This is a genomic window from Panacagrimonas perspica (assembly GCF_004364935.1).
Lineage (GTDB): Bacteria > Pseudomonadota > Gammaproteobacteria > Nevskiales > Nevskiaceae > Panacagrimonas > Panacagrimonas perspica.
This window is the reverse complement of record NZ_SOBT01000010.1, coordinates 351,185-368,433: the sequence shown is the minus strand read 5'-3', so window position 1 is coordinate 368,433 and position 17,249 is coordinate 351,185. Positions and strand designations below refer to the sequence as shown.

Sequence of the window (17,249 nt, the reverse complement as noted above, 5' to 3'; positions counted from 1 at the left end):
GGGCGCGTTACGCCAGCAGCTTCCTCAACAAGGCTTCGCTCGCCGCATCCGCCGGAAACAGGTTCTCAATCCGCAGTTCGTCCGTCGTGATGTCCTGCGGCGTGCCGAAGCTGGTCAAGGTCGTGATCAGGCTCAGCTCGACGCCGCCCACCGACAGCCGCGTCGGCAACACCGGCAGCATCGGCGTACTCCAGTCGACATTGCGCCCGCGGCTCGGCAATCCCGGATAACGCAGCACTTCCTTCAGGATCTCGTCCAGCGCTGGAAATTCCAGCGCCTCGTGCGCGCTGCGCGTCAGCAGATGCGCCGCGATCTCGTCGAAATTCGCGATGTAGGGCCGCAGCCCTTCCGGGTGCAAGGTGACGCGCAGCATGTTCGAGCCGCCGACACGGGCCGCCATCGCTTCCATGCCGCCGAGCACCTCGAACAACTTCGGAAGGCCGCGGTTGTACATCACCAGATTCCACGCACGATCCACGACCATGGCGGGAAAGGGTTCGTGCACGGCGAGCATGCGCTCGAGCGCCATGCGCACCGGGGCCATCGCTTCGGCATCGAGCCGTCGCCGCGGGTAGAGTCCGGCGAATCCCGCCGCGGCGAGCAGTCGGTTGCGCGTTTCCAGCGGCAGGTCGAGTGCCTCGGCGAGCTGCACCACCATCTCGCGGCTGGGCTTGGCGCGGCCGGATTCCAGGAAGCTCAGGTGACGCTGCGAGACTTCGGCGTTCAGGGCCAGATCGAGTTGCGAGAGCCGCCGTCCGCGGCGGCAGTCACGCAGCAATCGGCCGAATGGCTCGGGCCCCGTCGCGGAATCGGTCTGTGTGCTCATGGATCGATTGTGAACACGCCCCGCCGGTGTTTCCATTACGTCTGGCGTAATTGCGGCGTGACCCGGCGAGGACGAGCCTGCCGCTACTTCCACGACGAGCGGAGCGACGCCATGAATCCAAGAATCCTGTTGCTGATCGCCATCCTGCTGGGCTTCGGCGGGCTGACGACCCTGGCCCTGATCCAACACGGCTACTGGGGAATTCTTTCCTTCCACTTCCCCTCCAGCGCCGGCTGGCAGGTGCTGGCGGACCTGGTGATCGTCTGCCTGCTGGCGATGGTCTGGATGGGGGTCGACGCGCGTCGCACCGGCCGGACCGTGTGGCCCTACCTGCTGCTGACGCTGACGTTCGGATCGTTCGGACCGCTGCTGTACCTGCTGGTGGGAGCGCTGTCGGCGCGCGAGTCGCGGACGATCTACGCCTGAGATCCGGCTCTTTCACGCCAATCCCGAAGCCAACGCGGAGCCCGCCGATGAATGCCCATCCGACAGAGCTGTTCCTGGCATTCGCGCTCGCGTCGTCAGGGGTCGTGCACCTGCTTCCGGCCGTCGGCGTGCTGTCGGCGCAACGCCTGCACGGGCTGTATGGCGTGAACGCGCACGATGCGGTGACCTTGCTGTTGCTGCGTCACCGCGCCGTGCTGTTCGGGATCCTCGGCGTCGCGTTTCTCGCGGCTGCGTTCCTGCCGGCATGGCGCGTCGGTGCCGGCGGCGTGGCGCTGTTCAGCATGCTGTCCTTCGTTGCGCTGGCGAAGGACGGCGTTGCGGTTCCGTCGATCCGGCGGATCGTGCGCATCGACGTGGTGCTCAGCGCGATGCTCGGCGTGGCGCTGCTGCTGCGTCTATTCGTGCACGGCTGACGCGGGCTCGGCGCGCCGCATGCGCGCGGCGAGCGTGCGGATCGGCGCGTGCAGCAGCACGACCAGCAGCGCGAACGTCGGCAGCGCGATCAGCGCCCAGGCCACGATGCCGTAGACCGCGACCAGCCCGTAATCGATGAAGAACTGGCCAGGGCTGTTCCAGAAGCGCGCGGTGAGTTCGGTCAGCGAGAACAAGGGCACCGGCGGCTGCTGGAACAGCCACTCGCCGGCCCGATAGAGCGGGAAAAGCAGCGCGATCTGCGCCGGGTACAGCAGGTAGTTCACCGTCTGGATCAGCGGCTGGTTGAGTCCGAACGCCGCCGCGACGATGCCGCAGAGAATCGTCGTGCTGCCCAGGATCGGGAACAGGCTGAGCACGCAGCCGGCCGCCACGGTGACCGCGATCATCTTCGGCGACGTGCCCTGGCGCAGCTGCGCCATCAGCGGCGCGAGCACGCGGCGTCGCCACCAACTCTGCTGCGTCACGGGTGTCGGCGCGGGCCCGCTCATGCGGCGCGACGCAGCAGCAGGTCCTGCACCGTCGCGCCGGATCGCAGCTTCGCGATCTGGATCAGCATGTATGCCGCCATCGCCATGTTGCCGAGCAGCAGGATCACCAGCAGCCACAGTCCGCGCGCCAGCCACGACGTCTCCTTGTAGGCGACCCACAGCCAGAACCACAGGAAACCGAAATAGGCGTCGAACAACGTCGCGATGAGCCAAGGATTGTTGCCGGCTCCGGGTTGCTCCATGACGTCGCGAATCGACGCCATGATCGCGATGTGACCGGTGGCCCAGATCGACACGCCGATCAGGGCGGCCAGTGCGGCGAGCGAGAACAGCGTGAGTCCGGCTTTCATCGTGTGCGTTTCCAGGCGGTGGGTGCGGTGGACGGGAGAGGTTTCGATGATACGCAGGCGATCGGATGGCCGGACGCCGGCGAATGCGAGCCGGGATTCCGCAACGGCGAGGGCGGTAGCTTCGAAGCGGCGATGGTGCTCAACCGTAGCCCGGACGAAGTCCGGGATTCATCGATTCGACGGGGTGTCCCGGACTTCGTCCGGGCTACGGCGACCAAGCTCTCAAGGCTTCTGCAGCGTGATCTGCATCAGGTCGATGCTGCCGACGCGAAAGCCGCACTCGCAGTAGCTGAGGTAGTAGCGCCACATGCGCAGGAAGCGTTCGTCGAACTGCTCGACGATCGGATCGCGCACGGCCAGCACGTTGCGATGCCACTGCGCCAGCGTATCGGCGTAGTCGATCGCGTAGAACAACGGATCGACCGGCTTCAGGCCCGCGTCACGCGACAGTTCCTCGAAGCGGTTCGGCGGGCACAGCATGCCGCCCGGGAAGATGTATTTCTGGATGAAATCGCGTTTGCCCCGGTAGTGGTCGAAGATCGCGGGATCGATCGTGATGCCCTGGATCGCGGCCAGACCGCCGGGCTTGAGCGCACGCGATATCGCCGAGAAGTACGTCGGCCACCATTCCTCTCCGACCGCCTCGTACATCTCGATCGAGACCACGCGATCGAACTGGCCCTGGATGTCGCGATAGTCGCGCAACTCGAACGTGACCTTGTCGGACACGCCCGCACGCTCGGCGCGCAGGCGTGCTTCGACCAGTTGTTCCTGCGACAGCGTGATCGAGTGGACGCGGCAGCCCGCGTGCTTCGCAGCAAAGATCGCGAAGCCACCCCAGCCCGATCCGATCTCGAGCACGGTGTGCTCCGGCTTGAGCGCCAGGCGCTCGAACATCAGCTTGAACTTGTTGACCTGCGCGTCCTGCAAGGTCTGCGTCGGCTCGATGTACATCGCGCTCGAATACGCCATCGTCTCGTCGAGCCACATCTTGTAGAACTCGTTGCCGAGGTCGTAGTGGTGCTCGATGTTGCGACGCGCGGTGCGCTTGGTGTTGGCCTTGCGGCGGTGCTGCCAGTAGCCGTACAGCTTGCCCAGCCAGTTCTTCTCGAACGGCCCCTTGTAGTAGGGCTCGTTGAGATACAGCGTCATCAGCAGGCGCGTCAGGTCCGGCGAATCCCAGGAGTCGTCGAGATACGAATCGCCGATGCCGACTTCGCCCGAGGCGAGCACGTGACGCATCAGGCGCTCGCTGCTCTTGATCCGCCAGACGCCGTGCGGTCCCGGCTGCGGGCCTTCGAAATGGCGCGTCGAACCATTGGGCAGGTACACGTCCAGCGAGCCCTTCTGCATGCCGCTGAGCATGTAGATCATCAGGCGCAGGCTCCACGACAGGCCGCGCAGATCGCCCTTCGACGACAGCACGCCCGGCAGGTCCGGCGAGAAGCCGTCGCGGCCCATGACGCGGCCGAACTCGTCGCCGTCGCGTCGATCCTCGTTACCGTTCTCGCTCATCAGCTCGCTCCGTGTCGCGGCGGTTCCGGCTTGCCGTGGAACCGCGCCCCGCGCAACCAGATTTTCAAGGCTTCCCAGTGAATGCCGGCGACGACCTTCAAGGTCATGAAGGGCATGCGCAGCACCTGTCCAAGGATGGCACCGTCGCTCGTTGTCCGCCGCTCGGCCGCCAAGGTCGCATTGAGGATCGGCTGACCCTCGCGGGCCTCGTGGATGGCCACTCGCAGGCGCTCACCGGGTTCGCTCAGGACGAACCGGTACTGCCCGACGAGATCGAAGAACGGCGAGACGTGGAAGCACTTTTCCTTGTCCCACGCCTCTTCATACGTCAGCGGCGAGCCGCCGGATGCCAGCACGTAGCAATGCTTCTCGCCGAAGGTGTTGCGCACCTCGGCGATGACCGCCCGCAGGCTGCCGTCGGCGTGCTGGCAGTACCACAGGCTGATCGGGTTGAACGCGAAGCCCAGCAGGCGCGGCATGCACAGCAGGCGGATGCGCCCGCCGGCGAGGTCGATGCCGCGGGCTGTCAGCAGGCCTTCGGCCCAGGCGCGAAGCCCACCCGGGCTGCCGTCGCCGTGGTCGCGATCGTGGAAGGACAGCAGGTTGAAACGGTTGCGCGACAGCAGGCGGGTGCTTCGTGCCGCTTCGTCGATGCGATCGATGTCGAACAGGAAATAGAACACCCGGTAGACGAACCGGTAGAACGGTGCGACGCGACGACGGTGCGACACGCGGGCGACGTACAGGACGGCGGGGCTCGATGGAAGCGGATCGCGAGAGGCCGGCGGGCAGGAATCGCTCCCGTCTTTCCCGATTCGCGATTCCCGATTCCCAGCTCCCGGCTTCACAACACCGCCCAGCCCGGCAGGCATTGCGGATCGATGCTGCGCACCACGCGCAGCCCGGACTTCAGCCCGTCCTCGTGGAAGCCGTACTGCGTCCACGCGCCGGCGAACCAGACGCCGCGGCGGTTCTGGATCTCGCGCAGCCGCTCGTGGGTCATGACGCTATCCGGGCCGTAGTGCGGATGATGGTAGAGCGTGTCGTACAGGACGCGGTCGCGCGGGATCTCGCGCACCGGGTTGAGCGTGACGATGTAGTTCACCGGACCCGCGATGCCCTGCAGCTTGTTCATCCAGTAGCTGCCCGAGATCGGACGGTCGTGCACCTCGTCGACGTCGTTGAGGTAGTTCCACGAGGCCCAGGCGGCGCGGCGCTTGGGCAGGAAGCTCTCGTCGGTGTGCAGCACGCAGCGGCTGCTGTTGTACGGGATGCCGCCGAGCACGCTGCGTTCGACCGCGTCGGCATCGGCCAGCAGCGCCAGCGCCTGGTCGGAGTGCGTGGCGCAGATCACGCTGTCGAAGCGCTCTTCGGCGCCGCCCGCCGTGCGCAGGCGTACGCCGTCGCCGTCGCGGTGGATCGATTCCACCGGCGTGCCCAGTCGCGTGCGGCCGCGGAAACCCGCCATCAGCGGCTTCAGGTACTGGTGCGAGCCGCCGATCACCGTGCGCCACACCGGCTGCTGGGTGGCGGTGAACAGCGAATGCGAATCGAAGAAGCGCATGAAGTCGGCGGCCGGGTACTCCATGGCCTTGCGCGGCGAGCAGCTCCAGATCAGCCCGGCCATCGGCAGCAGGTAGCGGCTGGCCAGTTCTTTCGACAGCCCGGACTTCGCCAGGAACTCGCCGAGTGAACCTTCTGGCAGCTCGCCCGACTTGAGTAGTGCGTTGCACATCGCGTTGAGCTTCAGGATGTCGAGCAGCATCCGGATGTGCGACCAGCGGAACAGGTTCGAAGGCTGCGCGAACACCGTCCAGATCGCGTCGCTGCCCATGTATTCGTAGCGGCCGCCGCCCAGCGACACACCGAAGGACATGCTCGTGGGTCGCGTCTTCACGCCCAGCTCGCCGAACAGCGCGGTGAGGTTGGGGTAGTTCACGCCGTTGTAGACGATCCACCCGGTATCCACGGCCTGCGTTCCGCCACCGGGCAGCGGCACCTCGATCGTGTTGGTGTGGCCGCCGACGCGCGCGTCCTGCTCGAACAAGGTGACGTCGTGGCGTTGCGAAAGTCGCCAGGCGGCGATGAGGCCGGAGATGCCGGCGCCGATGACGGCGATTTGCATGGGATCCAACGCGTGGGGACGAGGCCGATTACGTCACGGCCGGCCGGACGGATGCCCGGCACCCAGAATAGGGTGATCTCGCGCCGAACCGTAGCCCGGGTGAAACCCGGGGCGCCGTCCGCATCGAGGCGGCATCCCGGGTTTCACCCGGGCTACAACAGCGGCTGGAGCGTCGGCCAGGCCGCGTCGAGAATCTGCGGCTGCGCGGCGGCGGACGGATGAATCCCGTCGTCCTGGAAGAACTTGGGATCGGACGCGAAGCGCATCAGCAGGAACGGCACCATCGGCACCTTGCGTTCCTCCGACACGCCGGTGAACGTGCGGACGAAGGCCTGGGTGTATGCCGGGCCGTAGTTCTCGGGAATCCGCATCTCGAACATCACCGGCGTGGCGCCGGCCTTGCGCGACAGATCCACCATCTGCTCGAGATTGCTGCGTAGCGCCTTGACGGGCAGCGCGCGCAGGCCGTCGTTGCCGCCCAGTTCCACCAGCACGATCTTCGGCTTGTGGCGCGTCAGCAGGCCCGGCAGGCGCGCCAGGCCCCCGGCCGTGGTCTCGCCGCTGACCGACGCATTCACGACCTTGTACGCCAAGCCTTGAGACTTCAGCTTCTGGTCCAATAAAAAGACCCAGCCCTGGCCGGCATCGAGGCCGTAGCCAGCGGAAATACTGTCGCCCAGCACCAGCATCACCGGTGCCGTCGGCGGCGTCGCCACCGTCGCGGCGCCGGCCGTTGCGGGAAGCAGGCCCAGCAGGCACCACAGCATCAGGACGAATCGGAAGGACATGGCAGGCATCGAGCAGTGGGCCGTTCGCGCCCACGAGGTCGCGCACGAGATTAGCAGCGGCGAAAAGCATCTGAAGATCCTGGATGGGGTCGAACTCCAGATCGCACAAGGGGAATCGGTTGCCATCGTCGGCCGCAGCGGCTCCGGCAAGACCACGTTGCTGTCCTTGCTGGCGGGGCTGGATCGCCCGACGCGAGGCCGCATCGAACTCGCCGGCGCGGACCTGGGTCCGCTCGACGAGGACGGCCGCGCGCGCCTGCGGGCCGGGCGTGTCGGGTTCGTGTTCCAGTCGTTCCAGCTGCTGGCCGGCTTCACGGCGCTGGAGAACGCGCGCCTGGGAGCGGACCTTGCCGGTCATGCGGACGCCGCACAGCGTGCACGCGAAGCCCTCGAACAGGTCGGCCTGACGGCGCGCGCCACGCACCTGCCGCATCAGCTCTCCGGCGGCGAGCAGCAGCGCGTGGCCATCGCACGCGCGTTCGCGGCCGGCCCGTCGATCCTGTTCGCCGACGAACCCACCGGCAACCTCGACAGCACCACCGGCGCCGAGATCATCGACCTGCTGTTCTCGCTGAATCGCTCGCGCGGTACGACGCTGGTGCTGGTCACGCACGACGAGGGGCTGGCGCAACGCTGCGGTCGCAAGCTCACGCTTCGCGACGGCCGGCTGGATGGCTGAGCCCCGTCTGTCCCGCACTGCGTCCCGACCTCTGCCGCCACCGACACGATCCGCCCGATGACCTCGATCCAGGCCCTGCTGCGCCGCTGGCTGCGCACACCCGAACTGCTGATCCTCGCCGCCTCGGTCGTCATCGCGGTGGCCGCGAGCAGCGCCGTGGGCCTGTTCAGTGATCGCGTATCGCGTGCGCTCGAAGACCAGTCCGGCGAAGCCTTCGGCGCCGATGCGGCGATCCGGTCGCGCGATCCGTTGCCGGAGAAACTCGAGCAGGCCATCGGCAAGCTGGAATTGCGTCGCGCGCACCTCGTGCAGTTTCCGAGCGTGGCCTTCGTCGGCGACAACTCGTCGCTGGCCGCGGTCAAGGCGGTCGATGCGAACTACCCGCTGCGCGGCGCCTTGCGCAGCGCCGGAGAGCCATTCGGTGAGGAACGTGCGGAGCCGCGCGGCCCTGGCCTGGGCGAAGCCTGGGTGGACCTGCGGCTGTGGCAGGACCTGCAGCTGTCGATCGGCACGCCGATCCAGATCGGCAAGTCGAGCGTGAAGGTCAGCCGCATCCTGGCGTACGAGCCGGATCGCGGCGGTGGATTCTCGGACCTCGCGCCGCGGCTGATGATCTCGGTCGACCAGCTCGCCGAGACCGGGCTGGTCACGGCCGGGTCGCGTGTGCAGTACACCGAGATGTTCGCCGGTGCGCCCGATCGCATCGAAGCGCTGCGCGAGCTCGAACTGCCGGAGGGCGTGCGCCTGCAGACGCCGCAGGACGGACGCCGCGAGATCGGCAACTCGCTGGCGCGTGCGCGCCAGTTCCTCGATATCGCCGTGCTGTCGGCGATGCTGCTGGCAGGTGCGGCCATCGGTGCGTCGGCGCATCAGCACGGCCAGCGGCTGCGCGACGAGGCGGCGATCCTCAAGGCGCTCGGCGCGACGTCGCGGCAGGTCGCACGCCGCGCGCTGTCGCGCCTGCTGCTGCTCGCGCTCGGCGCCGGCACCGTCGGACTGCTGATCGGTTTCGCCGCGCAGGGCGTCGTCGCCGCGGCGGCCACCGGCATGATGCGCAACCCCTTGCCGGACCCGCGGCCGTTGGCCGCGCTGTGGAGCCTGGGCCTCGCGTTGCTGCTGGTGTTCGGCTTCGCGGCGCCGAGTTTCCTGGCGGCGCGCAGCACGCCGCCGATCCGCGTGCTGCAGCGCGCGGACGATCGCACCGGCAGTCGCATCGCCGGCATCGTCGCGGCGCTGGCCTCGGCCGCGCTCGTGGCCTGGCACGCCGGCGACATCAAGCTCGCGGGCTACGTCATCGTCGGCGCGGCCGTCGCGGCCCTGGTGTTGGGCACGATGGCCTTCGTGCTGGTTCGCCTGCTGGCCGGCCTGCGCAGCCGCGGAGGAACGGCGCTGCGCTTTGGCCTGGCGAACATCGCGCGACGCCGCATGGCGAGCGTGGCGCAGGCGGTGGCGCTGGGCCTGTCGTTGTTGGCGCTGCTGCTGGTCGGCATCGTGCGCGGAGACCTGCTGAGTGCCTGGGAGAAACGTCTTCCCGACGATGCGCCCAACCAGTTCCTGATCAACATCCAGACGCCGCAGGTCGAGCCGATGAAGGCCTTCTTCGCGCAGCACGGATATCCCGACCTGCGCCTGTGGCCGATGACGCGCGCGCGCATGACCGAGCTGCGCGGCGAGCCGGTGACGGCCGACAGCTTCGACGACGAGGAGACGCGCCGCTGGATCAATCGCGAGTTCAACATCTCGTGGACCGATCGTTTCGGTGACGACAACCAGCTCGTCGAAGGCCAGTGGTGGGATCCGTCGACGCGCAACGAGCCTTGGCTGTCGGTGGACGATTACGCCGTCGAGCGCCTGAAGCTGAAGATCGGCGACACGCTCAAGCTGCAGATCGCCGATCGCGAGGTCGAGCTGAAGATCTACAACGTGCGCAAGGTGAGCTGGGACAGTTTCCGTCCCAACTTCTTTCTCGTCGTGCCGCCGGGTCTGATCGACGGCAGCGAGGCGCAGTGGCTCACCAGCTTCCACCTGCCACCGGAAAAGCGGCCGCTGCTGCGCGAGCTGATCACGCAGTTCCCGAACGTCACCGCGCTGGATCTCGACGCCGCGATGGCGCAGGTCCGCAGCATCCTGGATCGCGTCGTGCGCGCCGTGGAATTCATCTTCCTGTTCACGCTCGCCGCGGGCCTCGCGGTACTGCTCGCTGCGATCGAAGGCACGCGCGCCGAGCGCGTGCGCGAAACCGCGCTGCTCAGGACCCTGGGCGCGAGCGATCGCACGTTGAGCCTCGGACTGCTTGCCGAGTACGGCGCGCTGGGGCTGATCGCCGGCCTGGTCGCGGCGGCATCGGCGCAGGCGATCGGCTGGGCGCTCGCGCGCTTCGTCTTCGAGTTGCCGTACGTCTTCAGCCTGCCGTTGTGGGCGGCCGGAGCCCTGGGGGGCGCCGGACTGGTGAGCCTGCTCGGATGGTTGTCGTTGCGGCGCACGATGCGGACGTCGCCGACGCGGGTGCTGGCTGCAACAACGTAGCCCGGACGAAGTCCGGGGCCGTACCCGTCAATCCAAGCGCAACCCCGGACTTCGTCCGGGCTACGGTCAGCGCGGAACCCAGCCTCCACACACCGGGAACACCTGCCCGACGAAACAGTTCGCCGCCTCGCTGCATAGATAGGCGGCGAAATGCGCGTCTTCCTGTGCCGACACCAGACGCCCGAGCGGCATCTCCCACTTGATGCGCTCCTTGAACTTCGGATGCGCCTGCACTTCGGCCGGGAAGTACGTGGGATTGTCGACGAGGTTCTGCGCGATGGCGTTGACCTGGACGTTGTGCGGCGCCATCTCCACGCCGACGGCTTGCGCCCACGCGAGCTGCGCGCCGCGTGCCGCGCTGTAGATCGAGGCGCGCTTCATGCCGCGCAGTGCCGAGGCGCTGCCCATCAGCAGGATCTTGCCGGCGCGTCGCGCGATCATCTGCGGCAGCACGGCACGCGCCAGACGCGGCAACGGGTCGACCATCGCGGCAAACGCGATGCGCCATTCCTCCTCGGTCCCTTCTTGCGCGGTGGACGTTGCCGCAGGCACGCCCAAGTGTGCGATCAGCACGTCCACGTGACCGGCGCTGCGCACCAGCTCGGCCGGCAGTCCGGGATCGGTCAGCACGCGATCGTCGGTGATCACGGTGGCGCCCATTTCGGTGAGCAGGGGCACCAGCGTGGGGCCCATGAAATCCTGAGCCTGCGTGAGCAGGATGCGCTTTCCCGCGAGCGAGGTCGGGTTCATTCGAGGATTCTCAAAGACTCTGCTTGGCGCTGGGGCGCGAACTGATTTCCTCGTACCAGCGCTGCGTGGCTGGCGAGGTTTTCGGAATGGGCATGTCCACGGCGATGGCGAAGTCCATCGCGCACAGCGTCGTGATGTCGGCGAACGAGAAGGCCTTGCCGGCGACGTAACGGTTGTCGCGCAGCTGGTCTTCGAGCTTGGCGTAGTGGCGACGGACCCGGCCCTTGCCGCGTTCGATGAGTCCCGGAATCTGCGGCACGGGATCCTTGGTGCCGGCGAGTCCACGGTCGACGAATTCGGGATGCGAGTTGCGGAAGACCTCGCCGGTGCCGACGAGCAGTTCGTCGTAGCCGCGGCGCTCCCACATCTCGATGACGCCTTTCTCCACGCTGGTGCGTCCCATCAGGCGCGGCTCCGGATGCTCGTCCTCGAAGTAGCGGCAGATCGCGGCGGCTTCGGCGATGCGCGTGCCATCGTCGAGTTCGAGCATCGGCACCACCGCGTGCGGCCATTTCTCGATGTATTGCGGCAGCAGCCGCAGTCCGCTGCCGATGACTTCCTCGATCGCCGGAAGGTTCAGGCCTTTCTCGATGACGAACATGCGGACCCGTCGGCAATTGGGCGCGAACTGCCAGTTGTAGAGCTTCATGCGATCTTCTCCATCGAGGCGCGATCGGGTGCCGCGCTGCTCCGGATACTTCTCCGATCGATGCCCGGTGGCAAGACGGGTGGCCGCCCCATCCCGTAGCCCGGGTGTTGAATTTCGCGAAGCGAAAGAGCCGGGGTTTTTGCCGGTTTGCGGGGAGGATCCCCGGGTGTCACCCGGGCTACTTGTTGGGCAGCAGCTTCAGGAATGGCTCGACATCCGGCGCGAACGCACGGTGTCGGCACAGACGCTGGAAATGATCCAGCGCTCGCGGCCAGGTTTCCGCGACAGCCGCGTTGAGGATGGGCTCGAACTCGTTGGCCAGCAGCAGGTCGGTGTGCAGGCGCTCGTTGTGGAACAGCGCGAATTCGGCTACGAAGCAGATGTCGGCAAGGCTCAGCCCGTCCGCGACGATGTAGTCGCCGGTGGTCATCAGCGCGCGCTCGGTTCCGCTCATCCACGATTCGAACGCCTGCTTGGCGCGGATGTAGATGTCGCGCGGCAGCGAGCCGGCGCGCAGCGCGAGGATGTAGAACTGCGCGTCGCGGGCGAACACGAGGCTGGCGTCGAGGTAGCTGTCGATGCGCGATGCGCTGTACGCGTCGTCGCCGTACAGCGGCGCGTTGTCGGCGCCCAGGCGCGCCACCGTGCGCATGATGCTGTTGGATTCATAGATGCCGACCCGGCCATCGGGGCTGAACGCCGCCGGCACGGTGCCGAACGGATGGGCCTCGAGGAATTCCTCGGTCTTGAACAACTGCGTCGTGAAGCCGGTCTTCGCGCCGTGCGCGAGATCCGCCGCCGCAGCCTTGTCCTGGTCGGTCATCGGGTGCGCGTCAAAGTCCCACAACCAGTCGGCGAGTTCGTTCGCGGGTGCGCCGCGGACCTCGACCTTCACGCCGCACAGGCGCGCGGCGATCGTGGCCTTCCAGATCCGCGGATTCGGGAGATAGGAAAAGATGCGGAGTTCGGACATTGCGGGATCGGCGAGGGGCGGCCGTGGATGATGACGCGAGTGCACCGGCACGGATAGGCGACCTCCCATCCGATCGGCGCGATCGTCCGCGCTGTCAGGACGCCGCGAGGATCTCCCGCACCGTGCGCTCCGCCGAACGCACCGCGCCATCCATGTAGCCGGTCCAGTAGCCGCCGGTCTCGGTGCCGGCCCAGTGGATGCGGTCCACCGGCGCCGTGAGCGCCGGGCCGTAGGCCGTCAGCAGGCCCGGCGGTGCGATCGCTGTCGGACAACCCCGCGTCCATTCCTCGCGGCCCCAGTCGGCCACGTGCCACTCGCGCACCTCGCGCGCTTTTTCGCCGAAGCAGGACACGAAATTCTCGATCACGGCGCGCTTCAGCGACTCGGGCGCCCCGGAGAATTCGCGCGCCGCGTCGCCGCCGACGAAACCGAGCAAGGCTCCGCGACTGCCGTCCGGCGGCGACACGTCGAAGATGCTACGCGCCGGGCCGTCGTTGATCACGGCCGAGCCGTTGAGACCTTGTGCGCGCCAGAACGGCGTGTCGTAGACCGCTTCGCACTTGATCAGCCAGCCCATGCCCAGGCGCTGCGTGTACTGGTCGCGCTCGACCGGCAGCGCGGGTTCGTAGGTGATGCGACCGGCCAGCGGCGGCGGCACGGCGACGATGACGCGCTTGCCGCGTACGACGAAGGCGTTGCCGATGACGTTCGCCCCTTCGCCGTTCTGCGCGATCAGCCGGATCGGCGTGGAGAGCCGCACACGCTCGGGTCCCAGTTCGGCCGCGATGCGCGTGCAGATGGATTGCGAGCCCTCGACGATCTTGCGTTCCTGCGCACCGGCGCGCGTGTTGAGCAGGCGCTCGAACGTGCCAGGCACGCCTTCGGTTCCGGCGCAGGCGACGTAGTGCAGCATGAACAGCGCCGACATCTCGCGGGATTCGGCGCCGAACAGGGCCTCGAACGCCGCCGAGAAATTCTTCGCGGTTTCGCCGAGCAGGTTGAGCGTGCGCCCGCGCAGCCAGGTCTCCGCTGTTTGCCGGTCCAGCGCCTGCGCGTCCTCGGCCTTCCACGGCGCGCCGACCGGAATCTCCTTGGCGATGCGATCGATCCAGGTCGAGACGATGGCGAGGTCGGGCAGCAGCAGCGGATCGGGCGGCGCGGCGCCGAACGGGGGCTTCTCGCGGAAGGTCTTGCGATCCCCGCGCGACACGTAGACCGATTCACCGTCGGTGTACTGGTCGAACAGCGTCAGCCCCAGTTCCTGGATCAGCGCCAGCACGCGATCCTGCGTCGGGCCCACCCAGGCGGCGCCGAGTTCGGCGTAGGCGCCGGGCGCGATCTCGTGGCTCCAGGTACGGCCGCCGACGCGGTCGCGCGCCTCGCAGACCATCACCGACTTGCCGGCCTTGACCAGCAACCGGGCCGCGACGAGGCCGGCGATGCCAGCGCCGACGATGACCACGTCGACGGGTTTCGGCTCCTCCAGCGACCGCGGCGGTCGTGCGAGCACGGCCCCGGCGGCGAGCGAGGCCGGCAGACCGGCAAGGACGCGGCGGCGCGTCAGGTCGGGAGCATCCATGTGGCGGCGAGCTTGAGACGGTTCTATGGAGGGTAAGCGAAGGGGCTGGGCGGTGGGAGAAAGGGGCCGTTCATTCGGGGACCGCTGCCCGAAAGGGAAAGGCTTTCACCGCAAAGGCGCAAAGGGAAAAGAAAGGTCGCAAAGAAATGAAGAGGGAAGCGCCGCTACCCATTTACCGTATGCGGACGATCCTCACCCGTGCCCTCCCATGCGGTGAAGCGGCGTAGGGGAGCAGGCTGTGAACGCAGGTTCTACAGATTTCCTTTGCGCCCTTTCTTTTCCCTTTGCGCCTTTGCGGTGAAAACGTTTTTTTACGGCCCCAACCCGGACGCGCGCATCCCCGAATCCCTACAATTCGCACCGCTGCCCTCGATACGACTCTTCCCATGCCGCTCGATCTCGCCAACGCCCACGACATCGCCCACGTCCTGACCGAAGCGCTGCCCTATATCCGCCGCTTCGCGGGCAAGACGATCGTGGTCAAGTACGGCGGCAACGCGATGAAGGACGACACGATGATCGCGTCGTTCGCGCGCGACATCGTGCTGATGAAGCTGGTCGGCATGAACCCGGTCGTCGTGCACGGCGGCGGCCCGCAGATCGGCGCGCACCTGGAGAAGCTGGGCAAGGAATCGCGCTTCGTCGAAGGCATGCGCGTCACCGACGACGAGACGATGGACGTCGTCGAGATGATGCTCGGCGGCCTCGTCAACAAGGCCGTGGTGGCCGCGATCAACCAGCAGGGCGGCCGTGCCGTGGGCCTCACCGGCAAGGACGGCTCGATGATCCGGGCGCGCAAGCTCACGGTGAAGGGCGAGGACATCGGGCAGGTCGGCGAGATCGAGAAGATCGATCCGCGCGTGGTCACGCATCTCGAAACCGGCGGGTTCATCCCGGTGATCGCGCCGATCGGCGTGGGCGAGAAAGGCGAGGCGTTCAACATCAATGCCGACGTCGCGGCCGGCAAGCTGGCCTCGGTGCTGCAGGCCGAGAAGGTCATGTTCCTGACCAACATCGCCGGCGTGCTGGACAAGGCGGGCAAGGTGCTCACCGGCCTTTCGGTCAATGAGGTGGAAGCGCTGATCGCCGACGGCACGATCTCCGGCGGCATGGTGCCCAAGGTGCGCTACGCGCTCGACGCGGTGAACAGCGGGGTGCGCAACGCGGTGATCATCGACGGTCGCGTGGACCACGCGGTGCTGCTGGAGCTGTTCACGGATGCCGGCGTCGGCACGCTGATCCGCGGCTGAAACACGCGCCCGCTCAGGGCGCCGGCTGCGATCCGGCTTCGACGATCTTCCAGCCGGAGCCGGATGACCTCACGACCACGTAGAAGGGCTCGCTGGTCTTCGACAGCGTCGACGTGCGCTTGCCGCTGACGGTGGCGCGGCCGTCTTTTCCCGGCTCGATTCTGATGTCCGAATACTGGTGCGTCTCGAGCTTCTGCTTGGCCGCCGGCAAGGCCTTGATCAGCTCCGCGCGGTAGTCCGCGATCTTGCGCTCCTCGATCACCGGCTTGCCGCTCGCGTCGAGCCTCGGGATCCTGATGACGGCGTTCTCGGCGTAGTTGTCGAGGAAGGCCGGGTCGAAATCGTTTTCCAGTTCCGCGTGGTGATCGAAGAACGCCCGCACGCCGGTGATGTCGGTGGCGGCCGCGGCATCCGACGACAGGCTGCCGGCGACAGGACACGGGCTGGTGAACGTCACTGCTCCGTTCTTGAGTTCCTGGAACCGTCGGATGTCGCGCGTGAAGTTGTTGCAGAGCGTCTCACGGTTCTTGCGCAGCGCTGCCAGCGAATGCTGCGTGTCGGCCAGGGATTCCTCGAATTCGGTGACCTGCTTGAGCAGTCGCGGCTCCGGTTTTTCCTTCGAGGTGGCAGCCGGAAGCCGTGCGCGAAGCTCGGCAACGGAAACCATGTCGCGCCGCACCGACGCTTCCGACAGTTCGATGCTGGTGTCGATGCTGGCCAGGCGATCGTCGCGCAACGAGGCGAGTTCTTGCGGCGTGGCGTAGGTGGCGAGCAAGGCGCGGTCATAGGCCGACTGCTGCTCCGCCGCGCGTTGGGCCACCGCATCCTGTCGTGCCTTGGCTTCCATCGCGACGCGCTGTTCGGGCGTCGGCGCACCGGGCACGACTTTCACCGTGCGACCGGAGGGATCGATGATGTTGCGCGGCTTGTCGGCGTATTTGGGAGGCAGCGAATCGCCACAGGCCTTGCGCCCCATGTCGTCCGTCCAGCAGACCAGTCGCTTGGCCTGCGCCTGAGCATCCAGCGGCGTCAGGACGGCGACCGCCAGCAGCAGCCACACGCCTGCGAATGCCGTGCGATCTGCTGTCATGTGCTTCCGTTGGTCACGCGGCCGTAACGGAAATCAGTGTACGCCGTAGCGCGACTGGTAGTCGCGCATGTCCGCGAGCGTGCCGGAGCGGGCAGGGTCGGTTTCCAGGTACGCCATGACGTCACGCACGGTAACCAGCGGAATCACGCGCACGCCGCTCTCGTGTTCGAGATCGGCGACCGCGGAACGGCCGGAGGGGCCGACTTCCTGGCGATCGAGGGCGACCAGCGCCGCGACCGGGTTCGCGCCTGCATTCCGCAGCAGGCCGATGGCCTCGCGAAGGGCCGTGCCGGCCGTCAGCACGTCGTCCACGATCACGACCCTGCCACGCGGCTCGGCGCCGACCAGCAGGCCGCCCTCGCCATGGTCCTTGGCTTCCTTGCGGTTGTACGCGTAAGGCAGGTCGCGCCCGGTCGCGGCATCCGCCATCGCACAGGCCACGGTGGCGACCAGCGGAATGCCCTTGTAGGCCGGCCCGAACAGCATGTCGAACGAAAGGCCGCTGGCCTGAAGGGCGGCCGCATACGCGCGCGACAGCCGTAGCATCGCGGCGCCCGAGCTGATCCGTCCGAGATTGAAGAAGTAGGGGCTGACCCGGCCGGACTTGAGCGTGAAGCTGCCGAATCGCAGGACCTCGTGGGCCAGGGCCAGCTCGATGAAATCGCGTTGATGGGAGTGCATGGGCGTGGTCGCTTTTGGTGCCGGGATTGTGGAACATGCCCCGGGCGCGGACCAGCCGGAACGAGGGTTTCGGTGGGGTGCCCCGCTTCTTCGCCCGC

General features: G+C 67.3%; 18 protein-coding genes. 5 read left to right on the top strand and 13 right to left on the bottom strand.

All coding sequences use genetic code 11. The features are described 5' to 3' along the window. Window positions 1–7: 7 nt before the first annotated feature. Window positions 8–826 carry a helix-turn-helix domain-containing protein gene (locus DFR24_RS18495; RefSeq protein ID WP_133882894.1) on the bottom strand — a complete coding sequence of 273 codons (819 nt, stop codon included), beginning with the start codon at window positions 824–826 and terminating at the stop codon, window positions 8–10. 111 nt (window positions 827–937) lie between these two features. Here DFR24_RS18495 and DFR24_RS18490 point away from each other — a divergent pair, with 111 nt between their 5' ends. Further along, window positions 938–1,252 (top strand): DUF2834 domain-containing protein, encoded by a 315-nt coding sequence (locus tag DFR24_RS18490; protein WP_133882893.1) that lies wholly within the window; start codon window positions 938–940, stop codon window positions 1,250–1,252. A 47-nt stretch (window positions 1,253–1,299) separates the two neighbouring features. Further along, on the top strand, window positions 1,300–1,686 hold the full coding sequence (locus tag DFR24_RS18485) for a phosphopantetheine adenylyltransferase (protein WP_133882892.1): 387 nt from the start codon (window positions 1,300–1,302) through the stop codon (window positions 1,684–1,686). Here the strand turns inward: DFR24_RS18485 and DFR24_RS18480 are convergent. The 6 genes from DFR24_RS18480 to DFR24_RS18455 form a co-directional block, all read right to left on the bottom strand. Then, window positions 1,669–2,196 (bottom strand): DUF2062 domain-containing protein, encoded by a 528-nt coding sequence (locus DFR24_RS18480; RefSeq protein ID WP_133882891.1) that lies wholly within the window; start codon window positions 2,194–2,196, stop codon window positions 1,669–1,671. The genes DFR24_RS18485 and DFR24_RS18480 overlap by 18 nt on opposite strands. Next, window positions 2,193–2,546, bottom strand: a complete 354-nt coding sequence (locus DFR24_RS18475; RefSeq protein WP_133882890.1) for a DUF1475 family protein — start codon at window positions 2,544–2,546, stop codon at window positions 2,193–2,195. Before DFR24_RS18475 ends, DFR24_RS18480 begins: the two co-directional genes overlap by 4 nt. 222 nt (window positions 2,547–2,768) lie before the next feature. Then, the gene (locus DFR24_RS18470) at window positions 2,769–4,061 is read right to left on the bottom strand and encodes an SAM-dependent methyltransferase (protein WP_246051707.1); all 1,293 of its coding nucleotides are present in this window, start codon (window positions 4,059–4,061) and stop codon (window positions 2,769–2,771) included. Continuing rightward, window positions 4,061–4,807 carry a DUF1365 domain-containing protein gene (locus DFR24_RS18465; RefSeq protein ID WP_281280205.1) on the bottom strand — a complete coding sequence of 249 codons (747 nt, stop codon included), beginning with the start codon at window positions 4,805–4,807 and terminating at the stop codon, window positions 4,061–4,063. Before DFR24_RS18465 ends, DFR24_RS18470 begins: the two co-directional genes overlap by 1 nt. A 98-nt stretch (window positions 4,808–4,905) precedes the next feature. Beyond that, entirely contained in the window at window positions 4,906–6,186 is a 1,281-nt protein-coding gene (locus DFR24_RS18460; RefSeq protein ID WP_133882888.1) for an NAD(P)/FAD-dependent oxidoreductase, read from the bottom strand. A gap of 152 nt (window positions 6,187–6,338) precedes the next feature. Then, window positions 6,339–6,974: an arylesterase gene (locus DFR24_RS18455; RefSeq protein WP_133882887.1), complete on the bottom strand. Its 636-nt coding sequence runs from the start codon at window positions 6,972–6,974 to the stop codon at window positions 6,339–6,341. On the opposite strand from DFR24_RS18455, the gene DFR24_RS18450 reads away from it, so the two are divergent. Further along, a complete protein-coding gene (locus DFR24_RS18450; RefSeq protein ID WP_133882886.1) occupies window positions 6,973–7,653 on the top strand; it encodes an ABC transporter ATP-binding protein in 681 nt (226 codons plus the stop codon). The genes DFR24_RS18455 and DFR24_RS18450 overlap by 2 nt on opposite strands. Window positions 7,654–7,710: 57 nt before the next feature. Continuing rightward, entirely contained in the window at window positions 7,711–10,179 is a 2,469-nt protein-coding gene (locus DFR24_RS18445) for an ABC transporter permease (RefSeq protein WP_133882885.1), read from the top strand. 66 nt (window positions 10,180–10,245) lie between these two features. Here the strand turns inward: DFR24_RS18445 and DFR24_RS18440 are convergent, their stop codons facing one another. From DFR24_RS18440 to DFR24_RS18425, 4 genes are all read right to left on the bottom strand, one after another. Then, window positions 10,246–10,929, bottom strand: a complete 684-nt coding sequence (locus DFR24_RS18440; protein WP_133882884.1) for an SDR family oxidoreductase — start codon at window positions 10,927–10,929, stop codon at window positions 10,246–10,248. Window positions 10,930–10,939: 10 nt separating this feature from the next. Further along, complete coding sequence (locus DFR24_RS18435) at window positions 10,940–11,578, bottom strand: glutathione S-transferase family protein (RefSeq protein WP_133882883.1); 639 nt, start codon at window positions 11,576–11,578, stop codon at window positions 10,940–10,942. Window positions 11,579–11,756: 178 nt separating this feature from the next. Beyond that, a complete protein-coding gene (locus tag DFR24_RS18430; RefSeq protein ID WP_133882882.1) occupies window positions 11,757–12,551 on the bottom strand; it encodes a glutathione S-transferase family protein in 795 nt (264 codons plus the stop codon). 94 nt (window positions 12,552–12,645) lie between these two features. Further along, a complete protein-coding gene (locus tag DFR24_RS18425; protein WP_133882881.1) occupies window positions 12,646–14,130 on the bottom strand; it encodes a flavin monoamine oxidase family protein in 1,485 nt (494 codons plus the stop codon). Between the two features lie 386 nt (window positions 14,131–14,516). Here DFR24_RS18425 and argB point away from each other — a divergent pair, with 386 nt between their 5' ends. Next, window positions 14,517–15,380 carry an acetylglutamate kinase gene (gene argB, locus DFR24_RS18420; protein WP_133882880.1) on the top strand — a complete coding sequence of 288 codons (864 nt, stop codon included), beginning with the start codon at window positions 14,517–14,519 and terminating at the stop codon, window positions 15,378–15,380. A gap of 13 nt (window positions 15,381–15,393) precedes the next feature. Here the strand turns inward: argB and DFR24_RS18415 are convergent, their stop codons facing one another. Then, a complete protein-coding gene (locus tag DFR24_RS18415; RefSeq protein ID WP_133882879.1) occupies window positions 15,394–16,470 on the bottom strand; it encodes a hypothetical protein in 1,077 nt (358 codons plus the stop codon). A 33-nt stretch (window positions 16,471–16,503) separates the two neighbouring features. Continuing rightward, complete coding sequence (pyrE, locus tag DFR24_RS18410; protein ID WP_133882878.1) at window positions 16,504–17,151, bottom strand: orotate phosphoribosyltransferase; 648 nt, start codon at window positions 17,149–17,151, stop codon at window positions 16,504–16,506. Window positions 17,152–17,249 lie beyond the last annotated feature (98 nt).